Source organism: Paenibacillus sp. MER 99-2 (genome assembly GCF_023714095.1).
Taxonomy (GTDB): domain Bacteria; phylum Bacillota; class Bacilli; order Paenibacillales; family Paenibacillaceae; genus Paenibacillus.
In genome coordinates this window covers 620,397-647,341 of the sequence record NZ_JAMAUZ010000001.1, presented here as the reverse complement: position 1 = coordinate 647,341, position 26,945 = coordinate 620,397, and the positions used below count along the sequence as shown (strand labels likewise).

The window sequence follows — 26,945 nt, the reverse complement described above, 5'->3', positions numbered from 1 at the left end:
GTTATGTGAATGTATTCAATAATACGGAACGACAACATATTTTTCGGTATATGGGTTCCATCGCTTTTTATTATCTCAAGGAGAGCAATCAACGGATTAATTCCAGTTTGGCTACTTAGCTACAACCTTCTTCGCTAGTTGCTCATAAGACTGTTTAATGGTCGAGAGCGTCTCCATGTGGCGATATATATTATTGCCTGCTGTTATAAGTATACTTACGATCAATAAGCCAACCAGAATTTTTTTCCCTAACCCCTGACGTAAACCAATAACAAATCCTCCACCTAATAAGAAGAAAGCGAACAAATAATGCCCAGCATACAGATACATGTCATATTGGAATACAGCGAGTCCAAAACCAACAACGATATGAAGCAAAAACGCAAATAAAATATAAGGAAGAAGTGTCCACATTTCTCGTTCCCGAATGCCTCTGATTACTCCAGTAAGAGCCAGAAGCAAGATGAATACACCAGTAATTTGCACATACAGTGGGTTGGATCTTGTAAGATCCGTGACAAACGCAACCATACCCGGATCAAGCAAAATCACTTTTGGCGTCAAGATCGGATTGATGGTTAATAGATTCAGTGCTTTCCAGTGTACGGCGAATTGAAAAGGTGTTGCATAACTCGTTCCTCCGTTTTGAATACCCAGCAACCAGTTGGTTACCCAGCTCCGTCCACCAAGAGATACATATTGAATAACGGTAAATACCACGATCAAGCCAGCCGCGAGCAGCATAATGCCGATATATTTTGTCCATCCAGCCTTGCTCCTCCAAGTCCGCATATTCCCAAACAATGCAGCAGCAAATGGAACGATATTCGTTGACGTCAATCCAAAATTCACAGTGGCCAGAACAGCATGAGGTACAACACGAACTTCATTCTGTTCCCGGGAATATTGCAGATAAACCACAGATAACAAAATCATAAATTGCACATAGGGATACGAGTCAGGAATCAGAGCCGTGAACATCAAATACGAGCTGAAACCAAAAAGAAGCGCAAAAAGCAACGGTACCGTGATCGATCTATCCTTCTTACTTAGAAAAATAAATACCAATACAACGGAAGCAGCATTAATTAAAGATTGCAGCACGAGAAAGAATCCATTGCCGCCTAACAACTGCGCTCCAGCGCCCAGGGCAAGAGCCAAAAATGAAATTAACGGATGAATAATGGATGAGCTATTGGTGCCGTAATACATTGATGGATCAAAATTGAATAAATTAAGCGGAAAAAGATGAGTACTAAATGGCGAGTATACTGCCAAACGATCTGCATTTTCCGAAATATAACTTACATATGCCAAATTCATTACACCGTAAAACAGAGCAAAACCAACGAACAAGTAAAGCGCTGCCCAATTCGTTTTGCGATTGTAAAATATGTATTCTAAAAATTTCATGCACTCACATCCAATTTCTTTGATTACAAACATGTTATAAGCATTAGCCCAAGCTGCAATTAAACCAGACTCGTCTTCGGACTACATTACAAGGAAACATAATCCACCCATGATGCAAATGACGCCTAACCAGCGTAGTGTGCCGACCGTCTCCTTAAATGCAAATCGAGCGATGAACAGTGTCCACACATAGGTGAGGGCATTGGCAGGTAATACCACCGTCAGTGGCAGAAACTTCAACAATAAAATATTCAGGAGCGCTCCTGTACCATAGAAGCCAAGTCCCATGAATACATGTATTCGTCTGCGGCTGGTCGCATAGGCTTTCAACCCCGCTCCCCCCATGGCTCCGCATAACGTCATCACAATGAGCACTACAACCATCCAGCTATCGATCAACACTGGTCAATGTCACCCCAATTCCGAGCAATACAACAGCTGCCAGCTTTTGAACGGTAATATCCTCACCGAGTAGGAAATATCCATAGATCAGTGCAAAAATGTAACTGGCACACATCAAAGGATAGGCAACCGATAACTTTTCCATCGCAAAGGCTTTGATCATCAAAATCGCACCCAATCCGTAACAGAGAAAGCCCGCCCCCAAGAAAAACCAGTCCGTCAGTCCCCATTTCCAAAACAGTTGACCGGTTGCGGTAAGAAAAGCAGAGATGAGCATTAGCAGCTTCCCTGTGTGGCGACTTCTTATTTCCCCCACGATAATGCCTCCGTCTCTGGCACATGTCTGTTGATAAAATATCGCTGTGCGACGAGTTGCATCACCGGCATATCAGACAAAGAATCTGAGTAAGCGCAGGACTGATCGTAGTCAATAACCATGCCCTTCTGATCGAGATAAGCTTGTATGCGTCGCACTTTTTCTTCCCCTTTGCAATTCAAGCCTTCAACGGTACAGGTATATCCCTGATCTTGGCGTACAAGCTCTGTTCCAATCACATGATCAACCCAAGGGAAATTTTCAAAATATTTCATGTACGCATGTGGGGATGCTGTAACAAGCAAAACATGATAACCTGCCTCCTTGCGGTGTTGCATCTCCACACTGGCTTCAGCAAAGATGGCCTTCCGCAATCGGGAATCAAAAAAATGAGACAGATCTTCTTCCGTCATGCGTTCAATGCCTTTAAAATACGAGCGTTTGACTTGTTCAACACTCATAAGTCCTGCCTTGAACATCAGTGTGTGTAGCGCAATCACAGGCAATCTCCACGACTGTCCTGGATAACGCCGAACACCATAATGCACGAATTGAAACATGGAATCGGTACGTATAATCGTTTTATCAATATCAAAAATTGCAATTTTTGTACTTCTCACTCTGATCCCCCTTACACTCTCTACAAATCACAACATTTATTCGAAAATAGCAAAAATGCAGATTACACTGATAACATACAGAATCACGGTAATGAGGATAGGCTTGTCCTCAAACAACACCCGATCCGGTGAACCACCCTGGTTCTTCATATGAATCAAATACAAGTAGCGGAACATACCATAAATAACTAAAGGAATCGTCCACATAAGGTGTATGGTTCGATCCGACGTAAATGTAAATAACGAGTAGCTGATAATGGTCGCTGTTGTGACAATGGTATTAAATTGATCCAACAAGGTTATTGAATAGTTATCTAGAACCTTGCGATGAGAGCCTGTATTGCCTTCAAGCAGGGTAAGCTCGTTTCTCCGTTTCCCAATGGCCAGAAATAGCGAAAGCAGCAGTGTGCAGATCAGAAACCACGGTGTAAAAGGAACATGAATTAACACTCCCCCTGCAATCGCCCGCAATACAAAGCCGGCTGCAATGGTCATCATATCCAATATTACGAGATGCTTCAGCAATAATGAATAAGACACATTCAGTATAAAGTACACGATACACAAAACGCCGAATAACGGATTGATCACAAACGCTGTTCCTATTGCTCCGATCAACAGCAAGGCACCAAATAGAAGGGCATGCGCCCCATTCACCTGTCCTGAGGCAAGAGGGCGAAATTTCTTCACCGGATGTTGCTGATCCCTTTCTCTGTCCACAAAGTCATTCAAAATATATACGCAGCCTGCAACCAAGCTAAATAAAATAAAACCAAGTATCGTCGTTAGAACCGTTTCCGTGCGAATTTCTTCAAAGGAAAACAGTAATGCTGCAAATAATAACCCATTCTTCGTCCACTGTTTGGGTCTTAACAATCGCAATAATCCCGATACTGTGTTACCGGTTCCCACTGAACTAGAGGACACTGTGTTTGTACGTGAAGATAACAATTTCCATAACTCCCTTCAATAACAACTTCTACCTATAAAAACAACGTAAAGACTTTATAATATGTTGCTTGTATATTTTTGTAAAGGGAAATTTATCCTAAAACACAAAAAAAGAGACCGTTACCGGTCTCTTCTGTGATCTATCTGATTCATACAAATGTTTGTATTGAGTTAAAAGTTACAATTAGAATTCAAACTGCACATCGCTCAGGCGGCGTTTGATTTCAGCAATGACACGTTTCTCTTCCTCTTCCCCTTGCGCTACAAAGGTAACGGAGAAACGAACGAAATTACCTGCATCATCCCAAGGTACAGAAGAAATCAATTTTTCACGGATCAAGAATTGGGAGAAGTCTTCCCCAGACTCGAAGCGACGTCCACCAACTACCCCTTTTGGTGCTTCAACATAAAGGAAGAATGAACCTTTAGGTTTTTCAGCTTGGAAGCCCAGTTCGTTCAATGCAGCAACAAGCATATCATGACGACGGGAATACTTCTCTGCAATTTTTTCTGTGATTTCCGGGTGGTTCAATCCATAAGCAGCAGCTTTCTGGATCGCAATGAATTGACCGGAATCGTTGTTGTCTTTTACATCACTGAATGCTTTGACAACAAGCGGATTACCCGCTACGAAACCAATTCTCCAGCCTGTCATGTTGTAGGACTTAGACAAGGAATGTAGCTCGACACCAACGTCTTTTGCACCAGGCACAGACAAGAAGCTGAATGGTTTTTTGCCATCATACGTAAGAGCTGCATAAGGAGCATCATGCACAACCACTACGTTGTATTTCTTCGCCCATTCTACAACCTCGGTGAAGAACTCTACCGTTGCACTTGCACCCGTTGGGTTATTTGGGTAGTTCAGATAAAGCAATTTCGCACGTTTAGCGATGTCTTCAGGAATCGCTGTCAGATCAGGCAGGAAGTTATTTTCCTTCGTCAACTGAATGTTGAACACTTCTCCACCAAGGTATTTCGTGTGTGTACCCATTACTGGGTATCCTGGCACCGTCATAATTGTTACATCACCTGGGTTAATGAAACAAGAAGGCATCATAGCCAGTGCAGGCTTTGAACCGATGGAATGCACGATTTCCGTATCTGCATCAATGCCGTCTACGTTAAATACGTTCTTCAGGTAAGCTGCTGCAGCTTCCTTGAATTCTGGAATACCATTGTCAGCATAACCACGGTTCTCCGGCTTGGAAGCTTCCTGTGCCAGTGCAGCTACGATCCCTGCATCTGCCATCTCGTCAGGCTCGCCTACACCAAGGTCAATCAGCTCTACATCAGGGAAATCCTTTTTAGCTGAAGCTTTGGCGCGTTTGATTTTCTCAAATTTATAAATGTTTGTGTCTTTACCATAGTTGGAGCCGCCAATGCGGTCGGCAAAATTAGTTTGAATGTACGTTTCTTGATATTTATCGATACTCATTACGTGTTCATCTCCTCGTTTGACGCAAATTTCTACACTTTAATATGAAGCATTTGCGGAGGCTTAGCCATGGACAAAGTATCTGAACATTTGTACTTTCACGAGATGTCAGCGACTACGCAATGAGGCGAGCACATCTTCCATATCCTGCGGAAGCGGAGCAGAGAACTCCAGATACTCTCCAGTTGTCGGATGAACAAAACCCAAGATCGCAGCATGTAAGGCCTGTCCTTGCATTTTGATACCTTTGTTCCGTCCATATACCGGATCTCCTACAAGCGGATGTCCGATAAATTTAAGATGTACACGAATCTGGTGGGTTCGGCCTGTCTCCAGCTTCAATTCCAGCAAAGTATAGTCGTTAATCCGCTCTGTCACGTTGAAATGAGTGACCGCATGTTTGCTGTTACGCTCGGTCACAGTAAACATCTTACGGTCATTGGTGTCACGCCCAATTGGTGCATCAATTGTACCTTGATCATGACTCAAATGACCATGAGCAAGCGCAATATATCGTCTGTTGACGCTATGATCCTTAAGCTGTGCAGCTAATGAGGCATGCGCCCGATCATTCTTGGCAGCCATGAGTAGACCAGACGTATCTTTATCAATGCGATGTACAATGCCTGGGCGAAGTTCTCCATTGATCCCTGACAAGTCCTTGCAATGATGCATTAGCGCGTTCACAAGCGTACCCGAAGTATGTCCAGGTGCGGGATGCACCACAAGACCCCGAGGTTTATTAATGACAATAACGTCACTATCCTCATATACAACTTCAAGTGGAATATCTTCAGGAATGATCTCGACCGCTTTCGGTTCAGGGATCTGTAACACAACAAGATCACCTTCTGCCAGTTTGGCATTGGCTTTGACCACACCGCTATTAACAGTAACATGACCCTCTGATATCCATAGCTGTACTTGAGAACGGGATACATTATCTATAGATTCAGTTATATATTTGTCGATTCGTTCTTTCTTATGTTCAGAAGAAACGGTCCATTCCATACGTTCATCATTTGTGAGTTCATCATCAACATTCATCTGCATCTCCTCAATTGATGTGTTCTCATTATTGTGTTCTTCCTTGTGTAAATTACTCATGGTGTTCATTCCTTTCAATCTGTGCAGCAGCTTTCTCTCGACGTCCCTCAAGCAAAGTTTCAATGATGATCAGTGCTACACCAATACAGATTGCCGAATCAGCAATGTTAAAGATAGGGAACGTGTAGGTTCCAAAATTAAGCTGCACGAAATCGACAACTTCTCCGGTTAATGCGCGATCAAGGAAGTTTCCGATCGCTCCACCGAGCACTAAACTAAGCGCTACAGGCAGCAATTTGTGCGGAGTATTCTTTACTTTTTGCAAATACCAAACCAATGCAACAACGACAACCAATGTAACGACAATAAAGAACCAACGTTGATTCTGCAGTATGCCAAAGGCTGCACCCGAGTTGCGATGTGATGTGATGATAAAGAAATTGCCGATTACCGGAATTTCTTCTCTTAGTTCCATCCGAGTTGCAATTAAGAATTTTGTTCCCTGATCCACCAAAAATACGATAAAAGCGAGGATATAATACACCACGTTTGTTTGTCACTCCGATCTTGTCTTTTCCAAACGATACCAGGCTTAACGCCAGACTTGTTCATTGTAGCACAGCTGTTTAGAAATCGTCCACGGGCGCGCTGTACTGCAGATCGGTTGGTAAAAACGATAACATTTCCCTTCTGTAATCCCGTACGCAATGGTACATCCTACAATAGAGTCCACATCCGGCTTACGCACGGAAGCAGAAAGGGGGAACATGATGTCACATTTTACAGCCAAACAACTGCAATCCCTTCAAGCTCAGCTTATTACTGAAAAGCAGGATATTGAGCACAGGCTCAAGCAAAACGAACATTATGGCCTCGGGGATTCAATGCGCTTTCAGACAGGTGAATTATCTCCAATCGATAATCATCCCGGTGACTTAGCTACCGAGATGTATGATCGTGAGAAAGATATTTCCTTGCTGGAACACGATGAGTTCCAATTGGAGCGAATTGATTCTGCTCTTCATGCCATGCAAGAGGGACATTACGGTATATGTGCTGTCTGCCAGCAACCGATTGATTATGAACGCTTGCAGGCGGTTCCTTACACCAAATACTGCAAAAAACATCAACCCGAAACCGTTGTTTCTGAAAATCGACCGGTAGAAGAGGAATTTCTTGCGCCTGCATTTGGTCGAACCAGCTTGGATGAACGTGAGGATCAAAATGGATTCGACGGCGAAGATGCTTGGCAGATCGTTGAAAGTTGGGGAAGCTCTAACTCCCCGGCGATGGCTGAAGGACGAGACATTGATAGTTACGACGTTATGGCAATCGAAGCCACCGATGAGATTGAAGGTTGTGTTGAAGCTTATGAGAGCTTTGTGGCAACCGACATCTATGGTCACGATGTGTCCATCGTTCGTAATCGGCAATATCGGCAGTATTTAGAAAACCGAGAAGGCGATAACCTGCTTGAGCCTGAATCATCATCAGACGATCTGTACTAACCTTCGAGCCGTCGTTCAATAGGTGCTCAGCTCAGTTCGAGCTGACGTTGTACGATCCTTACGATATCCGCAATGTAATCACCTACAATAGGTAAATTAAGCGCTCCGAGCACCTGTAACACATAAATGATCGTTGCTGCAAAAAAGGTAAAGCCAATCGCAATCCCTACACCTCGTGCAGTGCCAGATAAAAGGTTAAGCCCGATTAATTTCCATGGTCGGTTTAACAGCTCTGTATATTGAGCAATACGTGACCGTTCGAGCTCATTAGCAATGCGATTGGTCAGCGTATGTAGCTCTCCGATTTTATCATCCGCATCTTTCGTCGTTGACGAGAGTGAGGCATCTTGCTTTTCTTTATCATTCATGTTTCGCTCAGTCCTTTGGAGTAGAGTGACTGCCCAATAGCAATCATTGCCCATTTGCCGAAAAACCAAACGAGCCAAGATACAGGGATTATTATCCTTGCATCTAAGGCTCGTTTTGTCTTTAATAGGTTGTTCAAAAAGTCCGCTTTTAATTACGAAGGATGCCTAAGAGCATCTCTGCGTCGAAGATTGAATTCAGCCGAAATGTCCGTTGCTCACGTAGTCCTGCCTACGCTCCGCTACTCCATTTCTAGCTTCATCCCATCTTCTCGGTACTGAAAACCGTCCTTTTTGAACATGCGCTTTAGGGTATATTCTGTCCCATTTAAAATAGGGTTACTCCATCGTCACTGAGATCATGAATTGTTTCACCTTTACACAAGCTTCTGTTCACGATACTACGCTTCGATATAAACACCGAACGTTTTGCCACCTGCTTCGATCTGTACCATGTTATCCACTTTAGCAAATGTAACCTCGGTTACGAGGACATTCTCACGCAGTACATCATCAAACGCCTGAATAGCTGCTTGAAGCTCAGCATCTACGTCTAGTGTCAGACGTACTCTTTTCTCAATCGGCAGATCCAGCTTCTTCCGAGTATCCTGAACAGCACGCACCACTTCACGAACCCAGCCCTCTTGCTCCAGCTCTGTTGTGATCTCCGTGTTGAGCGCTACTGTCAAACCATAACCTGATGCAGAAGCAAAACCTGATTTGGCATGTTTATCTACGAGCAGTTCCTCTTGGTTCACTTGCAGCTCTTCTCCTTCTGGAGAAACGACATTCAGTACACCTTCTGTAACCACTTTGCGCGTTTCGTCAGCAGACATGCCTTTGAAGAAATTCTGCAGGAAGCCAACATTTTTACCATACTTCTTCCCTGCGACTTTCAAATTCAGTTTCAAGGAGAAATCAACGAATTTCGCATCATCATTCTCGGTACGGATTCCTTTTACATTAATCTCTTCCTTGATGATCTCTTCATAACTATCCAGGTCGAAGCCTTTGTCTAGTGAAACGATCAACTCGGACAATGGCTGACGTGTCTTGATGCCTGTTTCGTTACGTACGTTACGAGCCAATTCAACGACCCGGCGTGCTGTCTCCATATCCTGTTCCAGCTTCAGATCAATCATATTCTCTTGAGCTACCGGATAATCCTCCATATGCACACTCTCGCCTGTAGTCAGGTTCAGATAGATATCCTCTGCCAGCATCGGCGTAAATGGAGCCACCAGCTTCGCTGTAGTCACGAGTACTTCAGTAAGCGTACGATAAGCATCCAATTTATCTTCTGTCAATCCCGCTCCCCAGAAACGGTCACGGGAACGACGGATGTACCAGTTGCTCAGTTCATCCACAAACGCTTCAATCGCTTTGGAGGAATTCAAGTAATCATTCACAGCCAGCGCTTTTTCTACAACCAGGATCAGACTATTCAGTCTGGATAGAATCCAACGATCCAGCTTGTGTGAAGAGAGCTTGAACGGATGCTCCTGTGGATCAAATCCATCAATCGTGGCATACAACGTTAGGAATGCATGTGTGTTGACAAGTGTATCTACCATTTTGGATTTAGCTTCACCGACAATTCCTTTGGAGAAACGTTTGCTGTTCCATGGTGCACTGTCAGACAACAAAGCCCAGCGGAATGCATCTGTACCATATTCTTCGATAACTTCCCAAGGGTCGATAACATTGCCTTTGGATTTGGACATTTTCTGTCCATTCTCATCCAAGACGTGGCCTGTTGCCATAACGGCTTTGTAAGGTGCTTTGCCTGTCAGAAGCGTAGATACTGCCAGCAAACTGTAGAACCAGCCACGAGTCTGGTCGATACCTTCACAGATCATATCTGCCGGGTATTGCTGCTCAAAAGTCTCTTTATTTTCAAACGGATAGTGTTGTTGAGCAAACGGCATCGATCCACTGTCAAACCAAACGTCGATGACTTCTGGCGTACGTGTCATCTCGTATTTACCACAAGAGCTCAGAACCTTCACATCGTCTACATACGGCTTGTGCAGCTCCAAGTTCTCAGGTACATCCCCTACGGCACGAGCACGCAATTCAGCGATGCTATGTGGGGCGAATTGTTCTCCTGTCTCTTCACATACCCAGATGTTAAGCGGAGTTCCCCAATAACGGTCACGACTGATGTTCCAGTCCACCAGATCTTCAAGGAACTTACCGAAACGGCCTTCACGAACGTGACCTGGATACCATTCTACTTCACTGTTGTTTGCGATGAGTTGATCCTTGATCGCTGTTGTTTGGATAAACCAACTGTCCATTGCATAGTACAGAAGTGGTGTATCACAACGCCAGCAGAATGGATAGCTGTGCTCATATTTTTCTTTGCTAAACAAACGCCCATTCTCTGACAGATAACGTACGATATCAATATCGCAGTCCTTCACGAAACGTCCGGCAAAGTCCGTAACCTCAGCTACAAACTTACCTTCAAGATCCACCATGTTGACGAAGCTGATTCCATTCTCACGACATACACGATAGTCATCCTCACCATGTGCAGGGGCCATGTGTACGATACCTGTACCGCTTGCATCTGTTACGAAGCTTGCTCCAAGGACAATGTTTGCTTTCTCAGCCTGTACGTAATTGAACGGAGGGCTATAGGTTTGACCAACAAGGTCAGAACCCTTCAAGGCTCCGATCACTTCATACTCCCCTTTGGAGTCCTTCATTACTTTTTCTACAAGATTAGTCGCCATGATATATACTTCGTTATCCTGACGCACACGGGAGTAGTCCATATCCGGATTCACCGCAAGTGCAACGTGGGAAGGAAGTGTCCAAGGCGTTGTTGTCCAAGCAAGGACAAATTCACCGCTGTCATCCAGCTTGAATTTCGCTGTAGCACTTAGATCCTTAACATCCTTGTATCCTTGTGCAACTTCGTGGGAGCTAAGCGTTGTTTGACAAGAAGGGCAATACGGGCTAACGCGGTGACCACGATAGAGCAATCCCTTTTCGTGAATAGTCGCCAAGATGTTCCATACACTCTCGATGTAGTTGTTATCTAGCGTGATGTATGGATGATCCATATCTGTCCAATAGCCGATTCCTTCAGTCAGGTCACGCCATTGCTGTTCATATTCAAACACGCTGGCTTTACATTCATTGATAAATTTCTCTACACCGTAATCCTCGATCTCCCACTTATGAGAGATGCCCAGTTTCTTCTGTACACCCAGTTCAACGGGAAGTCCGTGTGTATCCCAACCTGCTTTACGAACGACACGGTACCCTTTCATCGTGTTGTAACGTCCTACAAAGTCCTTGATGACCCGACCTAATACGTGCCCGATATGCGGCTTACCATTCGCTGTTGGTGGCCCTTCGTAAAATACAAAGTTTGGCTTGCCTTCACGGTTCTGAATCGATTTTTGGAACGTATTTTCTGTTTTCCATTTGGTTAACACGCGCAGCTCTCTAGCCCGCGCTTTTTCTTTGACATCAACTCGTTGCATGATTGTCATCCTTTCAGTTGTTAAATTGTGGACCGTCCACAAAAGCGTTTCAATCCGCCTAAATCCCCCTTGCCAAGGGGGACCCCATAGGCGCTTCGCCCTCTGGACACCCGGGATGGGTTGTCTTGGGACAGTCTGCGGCGCTATGGGATGTATTGTTCGTGCGGTGCGGCTCTTATACGGCTTGTTCCCTACGTGAACGCCGCAGAGCCCTCACTGCGTGAGATCGGTTGCCGTCCGCTTCGCTCGAACGGCGCTTAGCTCTCTACCTTAGCCCCCTGCGGGGCTCATGGACGTTCGCCCTTTTTTAGACACAAAAAAACCTCATCCCTGGAAAGGGACGAGGTTGTGCTCGCGTTACCACCCTAATTCTGTTCATCACAAACCACATCCAATACAATTGGGTATGCTCTGTCATCAACAGCGCTTATGCCCCGCTAACTTCAGCAGGGTGCCGATATAACGTTCGGCTCACGGTTTCGCTTACGCACGGCATAGGTATCACCGCTTCAGCGTCACTTCTCCGGGGAGATATTCGGCTATAACTCATCCATTGGCTTGCACCGGTATGCCAACTCTCTGAGGGATGAGATCATAACGTACTGAACCCGTCATGGAATCACTATTCATTATGAATATAGTTATAGCCTCTTTGCAGACAAAAGTCAACCAGGCGCGTGACCTAATAAATTTCCTTCATTTCCCGCTCCCGATCACGGACTTCCTGCTCCCGGCTCTCCAGCGCTTCCCAACCATCTTGAGACAGCAATTCAAGCTGTGCCTCAACAAGTGTACGGAAACGAGCACGATAGATAGAAGCTTGCTTCTTCAGCTCTTCAACCTCTAAAGCAATTTTGCGCGATTTAGCCAAAGATTCGTTGACGATGCGGTCCGCATTTTTTTCTGCTTCCTTCACGATCAACTGTGCTTCCTTCTTCGCGTTATTCTTCACATCATCGGCAGCTTCCTGCGCGATAATAATCGTTTTGCTGAGCGTTTCCTCAATTGTCGCAAAATGATCCAGTTTTTCCTGAACGGACAGCAACTGATTGCTCAGTTCTTTGTTTTCGCGAATGACGCCTTCATAATCTTTGATGACTTGATCCAGGAACTCATTGACTTCATCCTCGTCATACCCACGCAAGCGTCGGGAAAATTCCTTGTTATGTATGTCCAGCGGCGTTAATGGCATGCTGTCCACCTCCTGTAAAAGTTCCTTCCCTGCTTGAGAAGGTTTGCAGCATATGGGTTCGACCCAAGAATCCGTATGCAGAATCCCGTGGAAACCTATACGAGTATAAGGCTAGACCAACTTGTGATCTGTATCGGTTAGGATAACCCTTTGCACTTCAATGTATATCGGAAACATCGAATGTTTTTTACACCTTTATTTTAAACATTTCGACAAGAAAGCTTGTTTTCCTGCAACACACTTAGGCAAATTTGCCGATTTTTACGCGACAGCGTCCTTTTTTGGTCATACCGTTCTGCTCCAGCACCTTGAAACGGCCAAAACCTTGGATCGAGACTACGTCCCCAGCCTTCAGTGATTTGGAAGGATCCTCTTCCACCCTCCAGTTCACACGGCAGCGCCCTGCCTTAATAGGAACCAGAACTTTACTGCGACTTAAACGGTAGACATCTGCACAAATGCCATCCAGACGCAGCGAAGCGACCGTGATGTCCATCGTGTCCAGCTTGCTCGCTGACCATTTCATCTGATCGATTGGCAACAACTCTGTGAAAACATGTACACGGTGTACTTGATTCAATTGAAGCGATAAAAAAGCGCCGGTCTCCGCAGCCACTACAGTGTGGCATCCGTCATCCAGCACTTGGATATCTCCAATCTTACCCCGCTTCATCCCAAGCCCGAGCAGGGCACCCATATAGTCCCCATGCTCTAGCTCACTGATCTTCTGGTCATCCGACGTGATACTCATGACCTGCATACTCATGTCTTCATCATCCAGATAACGATAGTCAGGTGCGATCAACGCCCGTTTACGTTCAGCCGCTTCATAACCACCATCTAGACGAATCTGTACATCATCACGGCGATTCACAAGCGTTTGCAAAATAAAAGCCTGTCTCGGATCAAGAAAATCAGTAAGTTTCATATCATGATACTTACCTGCACGTTCTACCCAATCGGAGGCTTTATCCACAAAGTCTCGTTCATCATGACTAAAATGTTCGTAAATTTCACCACTCATCTGTGCTCACCCTGCCTAGAATAAATAGCCCAAAATTGTGAATAGCCCCATACGAACTAACGTCAGCGTAAAGAGCGCTACGATTGGAGAAATATCCAATGTCCCGAATAGAGGAGGGATAAACCTTCTAAACGGACTTAAGTATGGCTCTACAAATTTACCCAACATCTCACCAATGAAACTTTCTCTAGCGTTAGGTAGCCACGACATCAGAATATACGCAATAATCATCCAATAATAAATGTTAAACAATGTATCCAAAAAACTAAAGATCATCGGACTCAAAAAAGGCTCACCTCATTCTGTTATAATCTTGCTCGCTGTCAGCCAGTATTTCCGAAATTGCTCCCTGAATTTCAACTGTATCTGGCGTACAGAGAAAAATGTTGCCGCCAATTTTAGAAATCCCGCCACCTAGGGCATATACCGTACCACTCAAAAAATCGATTACGCGTAATGCCTGATCCTGACGCACTCGCTGCAAGTTAACAACAACCGTGCGATGGGAACGAAGATGATCGGCAATCTCTTGAGCTTCGTCATATGAACGCGGTTCATAAAGGACAACTTTAACATTTTTCTGGGAATGAATGCTCACGACATTATTACCCCTTTGGTTTCTACGTTTATCCAGACTGGAGGTTTCATTTTCTTGATGTTCTGCCTCAGTTTCCTCTTGTGCTGCCAAACGTTCACGCTCCACAATCTCTTCTTCTTCCTGGAGCCCTAGGAAATTCATGAATTTATTCATTACGCCCATCGTGAACCCTCCTCTTTTCCTACAAGAATTGAACCCAGCCGAACCCATGTTGCCCCTTCTTCAATGGCCACTTCAAAATCATTAGACATGCCCATAGAGAGCTGGCTTATCGGTTCTGAGGTCAAGGCTTGTCCATTTAAGTCGTCTCTAAGCTCACGAAGTCCACGGAATACAGGACGGGTAAGCTCAGGATTTTCCTCATGAGGCGCCATCGTCATTAAACCGACGACTTTTAGGTTGCTAAATGAACTGATCTCACGCAAAAATGGTTTGGCCTGTTCGGGCTGTAATCCATATTTGCTCTCTTCACCCGAAATGTTAACTTGTATAAACGTCTCCACCTGAATACCGAGTGCAGCCGCCTTTTTATCCAGTTCCTTCGCAAGCGATAAACGATCCAGGGAGTGTATGTAGCGGAATTTACCAATAACGTCCTTCACTTTGTTCGTCTGCAGATGACCAATAAAATGCCATATGCCCTGTTGGCCAAAAGCCTCCCATTTCGCCTGCGCATCTTGCCAGCGGTTTTCTCCAATATGCTCAAGACCATGCTGCAACACAGCTCCCGTCGTTTCAAGCGAGACGTATTTGGTAACTGCAATTACGTTCACTTCCTCACGTGCACGGTTACTGCGCTGACACGCGTCTTCAATCTTCTGATTTACCTGTTGTATACGCTCCTCCAATGACACAGAGGTCACCTCTCTTCCAGCCCAATCCAACTCGCCATTCTACCCGTTGTTCCATTTTCTTTACGATATGAAAAAAACAGTTCTGTATGGCAGCTTGTACACCAACTTGTACATTCGATATGATCCGGCAATATTCCTGCTTTCATCATAATGTGTCGATTACATTCTTTCAAGTTTAACATCGTTTTTCCATTATTGGCAGGTTGATAAATGCGATTAGAAGCAGACTCCATGTATTCATCATTACCCGTAGGATCGTCTAGCCAAACCCGTACATGCTGCATAACATTCTCGTCTACTTCATAACAGCAGTCTCCAATTGAAGGCCCAATAGCACAGCGAATGTCTTCTCTGCGACTCCCATAGTTCTCTTCCATCGTTTCTATCATGGACTGCGCGATCCCAGCAACAGTACCTTTCCATCCAGCATGTGCAAGCCCAACCGCTTGTTGAACAGGATCATAGAAATAGAGTGGTACACAGTCTGCATAGAACGACGTTAATAATACACCTGGTACATTCGTAACCAGTCCATCGGTATCCTGAAGAGCAGACTGCCGATCTTGCAGACCTCTGCCTCGATCCTCTGCGGTGATTACCGCTACATGTTTGCCATGCACCTGTTCTCCGCAGGTCCACGCTTCTACCGAGAAACCGAGTTGTTCAGCAACAAGTTTACGATTACGGAGAACATCGTCTGCGTTATCTCCCACATGATATGCACAGTTCAGACTGGCGTAAGGAGCAATCCCAACGCCTCCCTGTCTTGTAGTAAATCCTGCGGTCATCTTACTGAATTGCTGTCTCCACGGCTCCAGATGTAATAACCTTGGTTCAGCAATGAATTGTTCTGCCTGCTTTATATCTTGTTCTGTATCATCATGATCTAAAATAAAGGGTTCCATCTTCTCACCTCACAACTTCCAGTTTACCAAATGTAATGCATTCTGTCTTGACTAGATCATTGTCGCTGACTGCGCTCTAACCGCTCAATTCGTTCCTCACGCTGTAAACGACCTTGTTGTTCATCGTACATCCGTGCTTCGCGGTCACGATCATCTAGAACTGTTTCCTTTATCTCATCCATTTTGACCAGAATAACGTCCGAGCCAATCTTTACGATATTTCTCCACGGAATGACCAGATCCGTTCCACCGCCAAATAACCCCATAAACCGGCTAGACCCCGGCACCACAATCGCCTCAATACGGCCCTGTCTCAGATCCAGCTCCAAGTCGCTTATCTGGCCTAGCCGCTTACCATCGGTAATATTGATGACTTCCTTCGTTTGGAAATCAGAAATCTTCACACCTCTTGATACGGATTCCCCTGTATTTCCTTTCATCCGGTTTCCTCCCGCCTTTGCCCACCATCACACTTATAGGGGTTGTTCAAAAAGTCCGCTTTTGATTACAAAGGATGCCCTGTGGCATCTTAACGTCGAATATGGAATTCAGCCGAAATGTCCGTTGCTCACGTAGTTTTTCCTACGCTCCGCTACTCCATTTCTACCTTCATCCCATCTTCTCGGTACTGAAAACCACCCTTTTTGAACACGCACTTATATATAATTATATGTTCCTGTTGCGAAAAATGTCCTATTTCTCGGCTCACAGCAAAAAGGCGACCCCAGGTTATTTCCCTCTGATCGCCTTCTTGGCTCTACTTCACCTTACGACTTAACATGCTTTTGCATCTGTTGTATGGCCGACTTCTCCAGGCGCGATACCTGCGCTTGGGAAATGCCGATCTCATCTGCTACTTCCATTTGCGTTTTTCCTTCAAAAAAACGCATGGACAAAATCATTTTTTCGCGTTGACCAAGACGATGCATCGCTTCTCGAAGTGCAATCTCTTCAATCCATGATACATCCTTGTTTTTATCGTCACTGATCTGATCCATCACATAGATCGGATCTCCACCGTCATGATAAATCGGTTCAAAGAGTGAAACCGGGTCTTGGATGGCATCTAATGCAAACACGACATCTTCCTTAGGCACATTCAGTGCTTCGGAAATTTCGAATATCGTCGGTTCACGGGAATTTTTATTAGTCAGGCTGTCACGAACCTGAAGTGCTTTATAAGCAATGTCCCGCAAGGAGCGAGATACCCGAATCGGGTTATTGTCGCGCAAGTATCTACGGATTTCCCCAATAATCATCGGAACCGCATACGTTGAAAATTTAACATTTTGGGATAAGTCAAAATTATCAATGGCTTTCATCAGGCCAATACATCCAACCTGGAACAGATCATCGACAAACTCCCCTCGATTGTTAAAGCGCTGAATGACGCTGAGTACCAGACGCAGGTTGCCATTCACTAATTTTTCTCTTGCTGAGCGATCGTGATGTTGCTGAAGGGAATGAAATAATTCCCTCATTTCAGTGTTGGTGAGAACAGGCAACTTTGCGGTGTCCACGCCACAAATCTCGACTTTGTTTCGGGTCATCGTGATTTACCTCCCAAGGAGAAACATTAATGTACATTATCTCCGGGGCAGGCTTTTTTATTCGTCCTTGGCAACCTTGCCATTAATACCCAACTTTACATTTCACGCTGTTCAGACCATTTTATTAAACTCTTTGCGCAGTCTTTTAATGATTCTTTTTTCGAGACGAGAGATGTAGGATTGCGAGATTCCGAGTAAATCGGCAACATCTTTTTGCGTCTTTTCTTCCCCATCGGTTAAGCCAAAGCGAAGCTCCATAATCATCCGTTCACGATCGGTTAATTTTTCCAGAGCCTTATGCAGCAACTTACGATCTACTTGTTCTTCAATATTTCGATAGATTGTATCGTTCTCTGTACCGAGTACATCGGATAATAATAGTTCATTTCCATCCCAATCAATATTTAGCGGTTCGTCAAAAGAAACCTCTGTACGAATTTTACTATTACGCCGTAAGTACATTAGAATTTCATTTTCAATACAACGCGATGCGTAGGTTGCCAGTTTAATTTTCTTTTCCGGATCAAATGTGTTCACCGCTTTAATAAGTCCAATGGCTCCGATGGAAACCAAGTCTTCGATGTTAATGCCCGTATTTTCGAATTTGCGTGCAATGTAAACGACCAATCGCAGATTCCGTTCAATCAGCATCGCTCGGATCGCAGCGTCTCCTGAGGATAACTTTTGAAGCAAAAATTCCTCTTCTTCACGGGTCAACGGAGGTGGCAGCGCTTCACTCCCACCGATATAATAAATCTCTTCACTCTTCAGACCGAACAAAAACAACACACGATAGTATTGCAGCTGAGCTACCAATTTCCATTTTACAAGCATGTTCGTCCCTCCTATACCACATTCAGCGGCTTTTCTGTTGCTCCCACCGTGAGAGCCGTAGACTGTGTGTTAACAGCTTCTGACACGAGTTCAGGATGAATCACAGCACGATACTTGCCCTCTGAAGACAATACGCCGCCATCCAGACCTACCAACACCTTCGTTGTTTCATAGCATATTTCACCCAGACTCACTCGAACGAGATCAGGTCTTATCGCGAGCATAAAAGCAGTTCCTTTGTTAATCCCGCGAAATGGGACAAGCCTTAAACGATCCTGCCAACGAAACTGCTCTTGATCCAGTTCCATAATAAGGTTGTCCGGTGCCTCGTCCTTCAATCTGCCTTTCCAAGCCTCAGGCAACAGATCTTGCCACAGTGAGACTTCCATGACCATGACCGGTAACCGAGAAAGAGGATCTGTCAGCTGATTGCCGGTATCCACAAGGCCTGTACAAGTTATGGTCACCTCATCAATCACAACTTCGACTCTACCTAAATAAGTTGTCATTCGATCTGTTTTGCGTTTGGAGTTCTGAACAACCTTGAATAAAAATAAAACAGTAAAGAACACGATAAACGTAAACCAGAACGCAATTTTCAGATCAAAGGACATCCCACCAGACGTGGTAAACCAGATACCGTTAAATATCTCACCTGAATTCTGAAGCATATAGTGCATACCTAGAATGCCTCCAGCGGCCACAAAATTGATGACGTAGAAGGTACCCAAAGTCCTTACGAAAGACTGAAGGCCTTTAAACCCGAATGCGATGCTGAGCATCACCAGTGACAAGCCGAACTTGATCAGAAAGGTGAACATGAATTCCAGCTCCGGCACAAACATCATAACCACATACAGCGCACCTACTACTGCTGACAGTAGCCATCTCCACCAAACTAACTTGATGCCGCGCATCCATGCCGTAAGTCCAATAAGTGCACCGTCAATACACAAGTTCGTCAAAAAGATAAGATCCACATAAACAACCAACGCTTCACCTGCCTACATCCATATCAGAATTCGATATAATGCACCGCTATACACCTATCAGGATATTCACAAGTATACGCAGCCCCCTCTTCAAAGTCTGTCTAATCATGGAGGGATCGGCTCAACTATTTTTGTCGGATTACGCTTCTGATTGATTGTTCAGAATTTGTTCATTACTGTATGGTACAGTTAATTTGATTGCATTATGGGCTAACTAAGCTACGTATACATGGCGCAAAAAACATAAAAAAAACCCGGAACTCCATATGGAGAACCGGGTTTAGAATACAAACTATATTTTGTTTAGTCGTTATTAGTGTTACGTGAACGATTACGCAAAAATGTCGGAATGTCCAACTGATCGCTGCTTGGCTGATTGCCGAACGGACGCAGATTAGGCGCACGGTTATCCGTAGGCTCACTAGTTGGAGCAGTTTTACGAGCTGGTGGCGGCGATACAGGCTTATCTTCAAAGCCAGTCGCGATCACCGTAACCTTGATTTCTTCCTTCAGGTTCTCATCAATGATGGCACCGAAGATCATGTTTACTTCCGGATCGGAAGCAGACGTGACGATTTCTGCTGCTTCGTTAACTTCATATAGCGACAGGTTAATGCCACCTGTGATGTTCATGATTACGCCACGAGCACCTTCAATTGATGTTTCAAGCAAAGGACTCATGATCGCTTTACGAGCTGCTTCAGCTGCACGATTTTCACCAGTAGATTCACCAATACCCATCAGCGCAGATCCACGTTCATGCATAATCGTTTTGACGTCAGCAAAGTCAAGGTTGATTAGACCCGGAACAGCGATCAGATCAGAAATACCTTGTACTGCTTGACGCAATACGTTATCTGCTTGACGGAATGCTTCCAGCATCGGTGTCTTTTTGTCTACAATCTCAAGCAAACGATCGTTAGGAATAACGATTAGTGTATCTACTTTTTCCTTCAGAGCTTCAATGCCTTGCTCTGCATGGCTAGAACGTTTACGTCCTTCAAAAGTGAATGGGCGTGTTACTACGCCAACTGTAAGTGCACCACATTCTTTGGCGATCTCAGCGATAACTGGAGCGGCTCCTGTACCTGTACCACCGCCCATACCGGCTGTAACAAATACCATGTCTGCACCTTTCAGTGTATTCATGATCAAATCGCGGGATTCTTCCGCTGCTTTCTTACCAACATCGGGGTTAGCACCTGCGCCAAGACCACGTGTTAGTTTGTCACCGATTTGCAATTTATGTTCGGATTTAGCCAGATGCAATGCTTGAGCATCTGTATTTACCGTTATAAATTCCACACCTTGTACACCATTTTCGATCATTCGGTTAACAGCATTGCTTCCGCCGCCGCCTACCCCGATGACCTTTATTTGAGCCAAGCTCTCCATCTCGAAATCAAATTCCAACATATTATTCCATCTCCCCCTCAATGTGCATGGATGGCTCGTCCAATTTTTGATTGAACCGAATCAATTTCATATATCGACGAACGAAAGCGTTTATGTTAGTTTCAGCGCATTCAGACGTCTTCAAGAAGTATGAAAGAGATTCAACCTGTTATATAAATTCGCTGAACATATTTTTCAGCCGTTCGAACAAACCCGGTTTTTGCTCCGATTCCGGAGACGCATTCGGCTTAACACGGTTGGTCGGTTTCTTGTTGTTATTGTTATTATTGTTGCTGCCACCGCCGTTGCTGCTCGAAGGACGAAGACGCAAACTGCGGATTACATTGTGCAGAATACCAACCCCGCTAGTAAAGCCTGGGTCGCGTACACCGATATAATCCGGAACGGCTACTCGCACCGATGCAGCAAGCTCATGCTGAGCTACTTGCAGAACACCTGGCATAGACACGGTTCCTCCCGTTAGTATATAACCTCCAGGAAGCTCTGTGTAACCAAGTCGCTTCACTTCTTGAGAGATCATCTGGAATATTTCCTGAACTCTTGGTTCGATAATGGCTGCCAAATCCTCTTGCGAGAATTCTTTGTCCACATTGCTACCGATTCGTGTCACTTTGAACATGACATCCGCGGCAGCATCATCCAGCCAAGCACAGCCATATTTCAGCTTCACCTTTTCTGCTTGATCCGTTAGCGTACGCAAACCATAGGCGATATCATTCGTCACGAACTCTCCGCCAATGGGTAACGTTGAAGTTGCTACAAGACTATCCTCTTCAAAGATAGCAATCGTTGTAGCCCCTGCTCCAACATCAACAAGTACAGATCCCATTGCTTTTTCATCTTTAGATAAAGCCAATTGGCCTGCACCAAGTGACATGAGTACCAAATCACTTACTTTCAGACCCGCTTTCTCTACGCAGCGCAAAAGATTATGTATCGCGGTTTTTGCACCCGTAATGATGGTCGCCTCCACTTCCAGACGAACACCAATCATACCACGGGGATCCTGAATGCCTTCCAAGCCATCAACAACGTACTGCTTGGCGACAACGTCAATAATTTCCCGTTCCGGCGGAACCGCAATAACTTCGGCTGCTTTCAACACCCGCTCCATGTCTTCTTCTCCGATTTCACGATCCTCGTTAGATACTGCCACGACGCCGTGACTGCTCATCAGTCCGATATGATTTCCCGAGATTCCAACATATACTTCGGATATTTGAATACCTACCATACGTTCAGCATGATCCACAGCATTTCGAATCGACTGTACCGTTTGATCGATATCTACGATTACACCTTTGCGAATTCCTTCCGAGTCGGCAGATCCAACTCCAATAATATTAAAGGTTCCATTATTAATTTCCCCAATAATAGCGCGAATTTTGGATGTACCGATGTCCAAACTAACAATGATGTCATTGTTACTCAAGTCTGTGGCACCTCCTGACTCCAATAGTAAAATACGTTCGGGTTTAAACACTCTTAAAACATATTCAACACACTTTAGGCTTTCCCTCTTTTTTCTACAATTTTTTTGGGTGCCAAGATCTGGTTGCGAGACATAAAACCTTGAAGAAAAAAGAAGGAGGCAACTCCAGTGCCATAAGTTCAAGTGTATCATTTTTTCTTCATCTCAGAAAGAACAACTTTCACAGGTTAGACGTGGGCAAACCCTGATTCCGTAGGGATTTTAAATTCATTTCAAACCCAACAATCCGGAATCAAGGATTTGCTCCTGGTTCAACATCGTCCTCAGGGTTGTCGGCGATAAAAGGTACATAGGTATCGGCCTCCAACATCGTTATTTTTCCTGGCCGCTCCGTCTCAATAACCTGATTAAGATATTCCACCTTGTCCGGCAACATAGACACCGTCGTAATCACTTCAAACTGCGATTTTGTATAAATCCGAATCTGATCCGGAAATGAGGGCGTAGGATTCGGAATAATCTCCGAAATGTCCGTTGTAAGCTCATTCGGTATGGTAGCTAAGACTTCACTCAATTTGGCTTTGAGCGGATCGTCTGCTTTCCACTGTGTCAGAATGGGTTTCTCTACAGCTACACCAATGGTAGGGGGTACAATCAAGCTTGTCCCGCTGGCAAGTATCGCTTTGAGTGCTCCATCCGCGGCAAGTTCATATGCAACCGTTGGATATTCCTCTACCTTGATATGAATCGTACCAGGAAATTGCTTGTCCACCGTTACATTAGAGATCGCTTTATCTGTCTTCAGTTGTTCGATAATCTCTGACGAGCTTGTCCCAAAAAATTGTTCGCCTACCTTCAGACCACTTTTCTCCAACAATTCCGAAGTTGATGTGTATACATTACCCGTAATCTCAATCTCCGAAATCCGACTCATTGAAGAGCGAAAGAATAACACTGCAAGTAAGGCAATAAAAAGAAGTAGCAAAATAAATACAATTTTACGGCTTGTGTTTCGTTTAGGCCGATTCTTTTTGAGAACCGGAATTTGACTTTTTGGCATAGATCGCGCTCCACAAAGCCTTCAGCCCCCTTCCCTTGAAGAAGGGGACTCAAAGGACGTTAATTGGCAAAATCGAGCTGTTTCGAAACGGGAGATTGTCTTTCAACGGAAGCTCCGAGACTCTGGAACAACTTTTCGATACAATCATACCCTCTGTCAATGTGATGAACTTGCTCTACAACCGTCTTGCCCTGTGCTGCTAAACCAGCAATAACCAGAGCTGCACCTGCACGCAAATCGGTTGCTTCCACTGTGGCTCCGTATAAACGGGGAACACCACGTATAAAGGCTGCATTCAGATCTACCGATATATCGGCTCCCATTACATTCAGCTCATCCACATGTTTAAATCGACCTTCAAACACCGTCTCCTTCATTACACTAAACCCATCGGCTAGACTAAGCAGAACCATAATTTGCGACTGCAGGTCTGTGGGGAACGAAGGATAAGGTGAAGTTACAATTCGATCTACTGATTTTGGACGGCTCATACAGCTCACCGTCATTATATCATTGCATACTGTAATTTGAACACCAGTGCGCTTCAACACATGTATAAGAGAAGTAAGATGTGCCGGATTGCAATGTGTAAGCGTTACATTTCCTCGCGTAGCTGCGGCTGCGATCATCACCGTTCCAGCCACAATTCGATCAGGAATAATTTCGTATGAGCATGGTACCAGCTTTTCCACGCCATTAATCGTAATGGTATCCGTTCCCGCACCAATGATACTTGCGCCCATAGCATTCAGAAAGTGCTGCAAATCCTGAATTTCAGGTTCACGTGCTGCATTAAAAATGGTTGTTGTGCCCTTGGCTACCACAGCTGCCATCATAATATTCTCCGTGGCTCCCACGCTCGGGAAATCCAGATGAATATCCGTTCCAACCAACTCACGACCACGACAAATGATCTGTTGATCCTGTTCCTCGATTGTCGCTCCGAGCGCTTCCAGGCCCCGGAGGTGAAGATCAATTTTACGTTCTCCAATCGCACAACCACCTGGCTGATACACGGATACTTGCCCGAATTTAGCGAGCAGTGGTCCCATTAAGAAAATGGAAGAGCGCATCTGTTTCATAAGCTCCTCAGGCACATCATAAGACTGAATGGACGACGTATTAATCGTCACTGTTCCCTGTTCATGCCGACACGTGCATCCAAGCCGTTCCAGGATATACAGCATTACTTCAATGTCCAGCAAGTGTGGTACGTTGTGCAGTGTGACTTCCCCATCTGCCAACAAACTTGCGGCCATAATCGGTAAAGCGGCATTTTTTGCTCCATGGATGCGTATGGATCCTGAGAGGGGTTTCCCGCCTTCAATCACCAATTTGTCCAATGTATCACCTCCGGGGTTTACCGCTCACCCACTACGAAGACTTCCGGTACCAGGTCAATACCGTTTTGAGATGATATAGTGTTCTGAATCTGCTGCATAAGGGTGATAACGTCCTCTGCTGTTGCTTGGCCGGTATTAACAATGAAATTGGCATGCATGGTGGATACCTGTGCGCCTCCCTGTGTCTTACCCTTTAGCCCTGCTGCTTCAATCAGTCGGGCTGCATAATCACCAGGTGGGTTTCGGAAAACACTACCTGCACAAGCCATCTGCAGTGGCTGTGTGCGACGCCTGCGATCCTTATAGGCCGCCATCGCTTCCGAAATGACCTTGCGCTCGCCTTGCTGAAGAGCAAACGTAGCCTCAAGTACAATGCCTCTCTTGTCATGCAGTACAGAGTGGCGGTAGGCAAATTTCATGTCCTCCTTGCTGTAACGTACCAATTCCCCTGTTCCCAGCACAATCTCAGCGGATTGAAATATCCGTGACACATCCGATCCATGGGCTCCCGCATTCATATACACAGCTCCACCAACAGTTCCAGGAATGCCGCTACCAAATTCCAAACCGGTAAATTCTTTTTTAGCAGCCATCACACTCAGTTTAACAAAAGAAAATGCAGCTCCGGCCGTTACGCCATCTTCGTGAAATTCCGCAAAATCAAAGCCTTCTCCCGGTTTCACAACAACACCACGTATTCCTTTGTCAGATACTAACATGTTGGATCCACGTCCGAGTTGCATCCACGGGATCTCATGCTTCTGTAACAACTGAATTAGATTGACCATTTGCTCTTTGTTTTCCGGTATGACTAGCACATCCGCAGGACCACCGATTTTCCATGTTGTATATTTTGCGAGCGGCTCGTTTTCAAGAACTTTGCCGACATTATTCTGGGATAGTAACGATATCCACTGCTGCATGTTGAAAACCTCCTTTACTTCGAACCGGTGAGCAAGCCTGCTGCTGTCTCAACAGGCTGTGCTACGACGCTATGGAACGATTGTCACGATTTATACGGTATCTTATGTCAGTCCCGCCAGGGATGTGACAGTCGCCCAGAACACACTTTAGCGGCGCACAGCGAGTCGCCGAATTTCATTCACAAGCACCTCTGCTGAGTCAGGTTTGCCAAGCTGCTTGGATGCTGCAGCCATCTCCCTGCGAGTCCCTTCATCATTCATGATGCCGGCAATGGTTTCATAGAGCTTTTGGCCCGTCAGATCTTTTTCCAACATCGTAATGGATGCTCCTCCACCTTCAAGGGTACGCGCATTCGCTTCCTGATGATTATTCGTTACATTCGGCGAAGGTATGAGAATAGATGGAATGCCAAGTGACGTAATCTCCGCAAGGAATGACGCCCCAGCACGATTTACAATCAGAGAAGTACAAGCAAGCACTTCAGGCATATTGTGCACATAAGGCAATACGTGCAGATGATTAGGCATCGTGCCAAGTGAACTTCGGATTGCTTCTCTTGTTTCATCGAAATAGGTATCGCCGGTCACGTATACCACATGAACATCATCCAGCTCAGCTAACCTAGGAGCCATATCTACCATTGCTTTGTTGATTGCTTTGGCTCCGCGGCTGCCCCCTACAACAAGAACAACACGGCTGTCCATCGGAACACCCAGTGTAGCAAAACCTCGATCACGGCTCGCCTTAGCAACCGTAGTTGCCCGTGGATTACCTGTATAGATGACTCGTTTAGCCCCGGAGAATGCTTTTTCTGCACCTTCAAAGCTAACAGCTACGGTATCCACATAACGTGTGAGGAACTTGTTGGTCAGACCTGGGATGGCATTCTGTTCGTGAATAATACTTGGAATACCTAGCTTGGCCGCAGCGTAAACGACAGGACCACATACATATCCGCCCGTACCAATCACGACATCAGGTTTAAATTCCTTGAGCATTTTTTTGGATTTGCTTACACCTTGAATAAAACGCATAACGGTCTTCAAGTTGTCAATCGACAGCTTCCTACGAAAGCCAGTGATGTCGATGGATTGAAACGGAATATTTTCTTGAGGCACCAGTTTGCTTTCCAGACCTCTGGTTCCTCCAATATATAAAAATGTCGAGTCGGGATTCTCCGCCTCCAATTGTCTTGCTATGGCAACAGCCGGATAGATATGTCCACCCGTACCGCCGCCGCTTAGAACGACTCGCATCGTTT

Annotated in this window: 27 protein-coding genes and 1 other annotated feature; of the genes, 1 reads left to right on the top strand and 26 read right to left on the bottom strand. The window is 45.1% G+C overall.

Going from position 1 to position 26,945, the window contains the following annotated elements; translation table 11 throughout:
• Nucleotides 1-111 precede the first annotated feature (111 nt).
• The 8 genes from M3636_RS02895 to lspA form a co-directional block, all read right to left on the bottom strand.
• Entirely contained in the window at nt 112-1,413 is a 1,302-nt protein-coding gene (locus M3636_RS02895; RefSeq protein WP_251381238.1) for a DUF6080 domain-containing protein, read from the bottom strand.
• Between the two features lie 81 nt (nt 1,414-1,494).
• Nucleotides 1,495-1,815 carry a permease gene (locus M3636_RS02890; RefSeq protein WP_251381237.1) on the bottom strand — a complete coding sequence of 107 codons (321 nt, stop codon included), beginning with the start codon at nt 1,813-1,815 and terminating at the stop codon, nt 1,495-1,497.
• Nucleotides 1,802-2,092, bottom strand: coding sequence for an EamA family transporter (locus tag M3636_RS02885; RefSeq protein WP_128104531.1), 291 nt, complete (start codon nt 2,090-2,092; stop codon nt 1,802-1,804). The genes M3636_RS02890 and M3636_RS02885 overlap by 14 nt, the downstream gene beginning before the upstream one ends.
• A 26-nt stretch (nt 2,093-2,118) precedes the next feature.
• Nucleotides 2,119-2,751: an HAD family hydrolase gene (locus M3636_RS02880; protein WP_251381235.1), complete on the bottom strand. Its 633-nt coding sequence runs from the start codon at nt 2,749-2,751 to the stop codon at nt 2,119-2,121.
• A 36-nt stretch (nt 2,752-2,787) separates the two neighbouring features.
• Nucleotides 2,788-3,702, bottom strand: coding sequence for a decaprenyl-phosphate phosphoribosyltransferase (locus tag M3636_RS02875; protein ID WP_285858455.1), 915 nt, complete (start codon nt 3,700-3,702; stop codon nt 2,788-2,790).
• A gap of 184 nt (nt 3,703-3,886) precedes the next feature.
• Nucleotides 3,887-5,140, bottom strand: a complete 1,254-nt coding sequence (locus M3636_RS02870) for an LL-diaminopimelate aminotransferase (protein ID WP_128102837.1) — start codon at nt 5,138-5,140, stop codon at nt 3,887-3,889.
• Nucleotides 5,141-5,248: 108 nt separating this feature from the next.
• The gene (locus M3636_RS02865) at nt 5,249-6,247 is read right to left on the bottom strand and encodes an RluA family pseudouridine synthase (RefSeq protein WP_483311498.1); all 999 of its coding nucleotides are present in this window, start codon (nt 6,245-6,247) and stop codon (nt 5,249-5,251) included.
• Nucleotides 6,240-6,734: a signal peptidase II gene (lspA, locus tag M3636_RS02860; RefSeq protein ID WP_251381234.1), complete on the bottom strand. Its 495-nt coding sequence runs from the start codon at nt 6,732-6,734 to the stop codon at nt 6,240-6,242. The genes M3636_RS02865 and lspA overlap by 8 nt, the downstream gene beginning before the upstream one ends.
• A gap of 223 nt (nt 6,735-6,957) precedes the next feature.
• Between lspA and M3636_RS02855 the strand changes: the two genes are divergently transcribed.
• Nucleotides 6,958-7,695, top strand: a complete 738-nt coding sequence (locus tag M3636_RS02855) for a TraR/DksA C4-type zinc finger protein (RefSeq protein WP_128104534.1) — start codon at nt 6,958-6,960, stop codon at nt 7,693-7,695.
• Nucleotides 7,696-7,721: 26 nt separating this feature from the next.
• On the opposite strand, the gene M3636_RS02850 is transcribed toward M3636_RS02855, so the two are convergent.
• The 18 genes from M3636_RS02850 to murG all read right to left on the bottom strand — a co-directional run bounded on the left by M3636_RS02850 (nt 7,722) and on the right by murG (nt 26,940).
• A complete protein-coding gene (locus M3636_RS02850) occupies nt 7,722-8,063 on the bottom strand; it encodes a DUF5665 domain-containing protein (RefSeq protein ID WP_128102840.1) in 342 nt (113 codons plus the stop codon).
• Between the two features lie 398 nt (nt 8,064-8,461).
• Nucleotides 8,462-11,560, bottom strand: a complete 3,099-nt coding sequence (gene ileS, locus M3636_RS02845; RefSeq protein ID WP_251381233.1) for an isoleucine--tRNA ligase — start codon at nt 11,558-11,560, stop codon at nt 8,462-8,464.
• 333 nt (nt 11,561-11,893) lie between these two features.
• Nucleotides 11,894-12,184 (bottom strand) — a binding site (T-box leader).
• A 58-nt stretch (nt 12,185-12,242) separates the two neighbouring features.
• Nucleotides 12,243-12,752, bottom strand: a complete 510-nt coding sequence (locus tag M3636_RS02840; protein ID WP_056696170.1) for a DivIVA domain-containing protein — start codon at nt 12,750-12,752, stop codon at nt 12,243-12,245.
• Between the two features lie 241 nt (nt 12,753-12,993).
• A complete protein-coding gene (locus M3636_RS02835; RefSeq protein WP_251381232.1) occupies nt 12,994-13,776 on the bottom strand; it encodes a YlmH family RNA-binding protein in 783 nt (260 codons plus the stop codon).
• A gap of 15 nt (nt 13,777-13,791) precedes the next feature.
• The gene (locus tag M3636_RS02830; protein WP_128104535.1) at nt 13,792-14,052 is read right to left on the bottom strand and encodes a YggT family protein; all 261 of its coding nucleotides are present in this window, start codon (nt 14,050-14,052) and stop codon (nt 13,792-13,794) included.
• A 16-nt stretch (nt 14,053-14,068) separates the two neighbouring features.
• Complete coding sequence (locus M3636_RS02825; protein ID WP_128102843.1) at nt 14,069-14,536, bottom strand: cell division protein SepF; 468 nt, start codon at nt 14,534-14,536, stop codon at nt 14,069-14,071.
• Complete coding sequence (locus M3636_RS02820; RefSeq protein WP_251381231.1) at nt 14,527-15,228, bottom strand: YggS family pyridoxal phosphate-dependent enzyme; 702 nt, start codon at nt 15,226-15,228, stop codon at nt 14,527-14,529. The genes M3636_RS02825 and M3636_RS02820 overlap by 10 nt, the downstream gene beginning before the upstream one ends.
• Before the next feature lie 5 nt (nt 15,229-15,233).
• The gene (gene pgeF, locus M3636_RS02815; RefSeq protein WP_145409930.1) at nt 15,234-16,133 is read right to left on the bottom strand and encodes a peptidoglycan editing factor PgeF; all 900 of its coding nucleotides are present in this window, start codon (nt 16,131-16,133) and stop codon (nt 15,234-15,236) included.
• A 56-nt stretch (nt 16,134-16,189) separates the two neighbouring features.
• Complete coding sequence (locus M3636_RS02810; RefSeq protein WP_128102846.1) at nt 16,190-16,573, bottom strand: YlmC/YmxH family sporulation protein; 384 nt, start codon at nt 16,571-16,573, stop codon at nt 16,190-16,192.
• Between the two features lie 327 nt (nt 16,574-16,900).
• Entirely contained in the window at nt 16,901-17,683 is a 783-nt protein-coding gene (sigG, locus tag M3636_RS02805) for an RNA polymerase sporulation sigma factor SigG (RefSeq protein ID WP_056696161.1), read from the bottom strand.
• A 111-nt stretch (nt 17,684-17,794) separates the two neighbouring features.
• On the bottom strand, nt 17,795-18,517 hold the full coding sequence (gene sigE, locus M3636_RS02800; RefSeq protein WP_056696160.1) for an RNA polymerase sporulation sigma factor SigE: 723 nt from the start codon (nt 18,515-18,517) through the stop codon (nt 17,795-17,797).
• Between the two features lie 11 nt (nt 18,518-18,528).
• Complete coding sequence (gene spoIIGA, locus M3636_RS02795) at nt 18,529-19,509, bottom strand: sigma-E processing peptidase SpoIIGA (protein WP_128102847.1); 981 nt, start codon at nt 19,507-19,509, stop codon at nt 18,529-18,531.
• Between the two features lie 303 nt (nt 19,510-19,812).
• Nucleotides 19,813-20,925 carry a cell division protein FtsZ gene (ftsZ, locus tag M3636_RS02790; protein ID WP_128102848.1) on the bottom strand — a complete coding sequence of 371 codons (1,113 nt, stop codon included), beginning with the start codon at nt 20,923-20,925 and terminating at the stop codon, nt 19,813-19,815.
• A gap of 148 nt (nt 20,926-21,073) precedes the next feature.
• Nucleotides 21,074-22,357, bottom strand: coding sequence for a cell division protein FtsA (ftsA, locus tag M3636_RS02785; protein WP_145409927.1), 1,284 nt, complete (start codon nt 22,355-22,357; stop codon nt 21,074-21,076).
• A gap of 292 nt (nt 22,358-22,649) precedes the next feature.
• On the bottom strand, nt 22,650-23,417 hold the full coding sequence (locus tag M3636_RS02780) for a cell division protein FtsQ/DivIB (protein WP_128102850.1): 768 nt from the start codon (nt 23,415-23,417) through the stop codon (nt 22,650-22,652).
• A 59-nt stretch (nt 23,418-23,476) separates the two neighbouring features.
• The gene (gene murA, locus M3636_RS02775) at nt 23,477-24,760 is read right to left on the bottom strand and encodes a UDP-N-acetylglucosamine 1-carboxyvinyltransferase (protein WP_128102851.1); all 1,284 of its coding nucleotides are present in this window, start codon (nt 24,758-24,760) and stop codon (nt 23,477-23,479) included.
• A gap of 17 nt (nt 24,761-24,777) precedes the next feature.
• Nucleotides 24,778-25,683, bottom strand: coding sequence for a UDP-N-acetylmuramate dehydrogenase (gene murB / locus M3636_RS02770; RefSeq protein WP_251381230.1), 906 nt, complete (start codon nt 25,681-25,683; stop codon nt 24,778-24,780).
• A gap of 147 nt (nt 25,684-25,830) precedes the next feature.
• Nucleotides 25,831-26,940, bottom strand: coding sequence for an undecaprenyldiphospho-muramoylpentapeptide beta-N-acetylglucosaminyltransferase (murG, locus tag M3636_RS02765; RefSeq protein WP_145409925.1), 1,110 nt, complete (start codon nt 26,938-26,940; stop codon nt 25,831-25,833).
• Between the last annotated feature and the right edge of the window lie 5 nt (nt 26,941-26,945).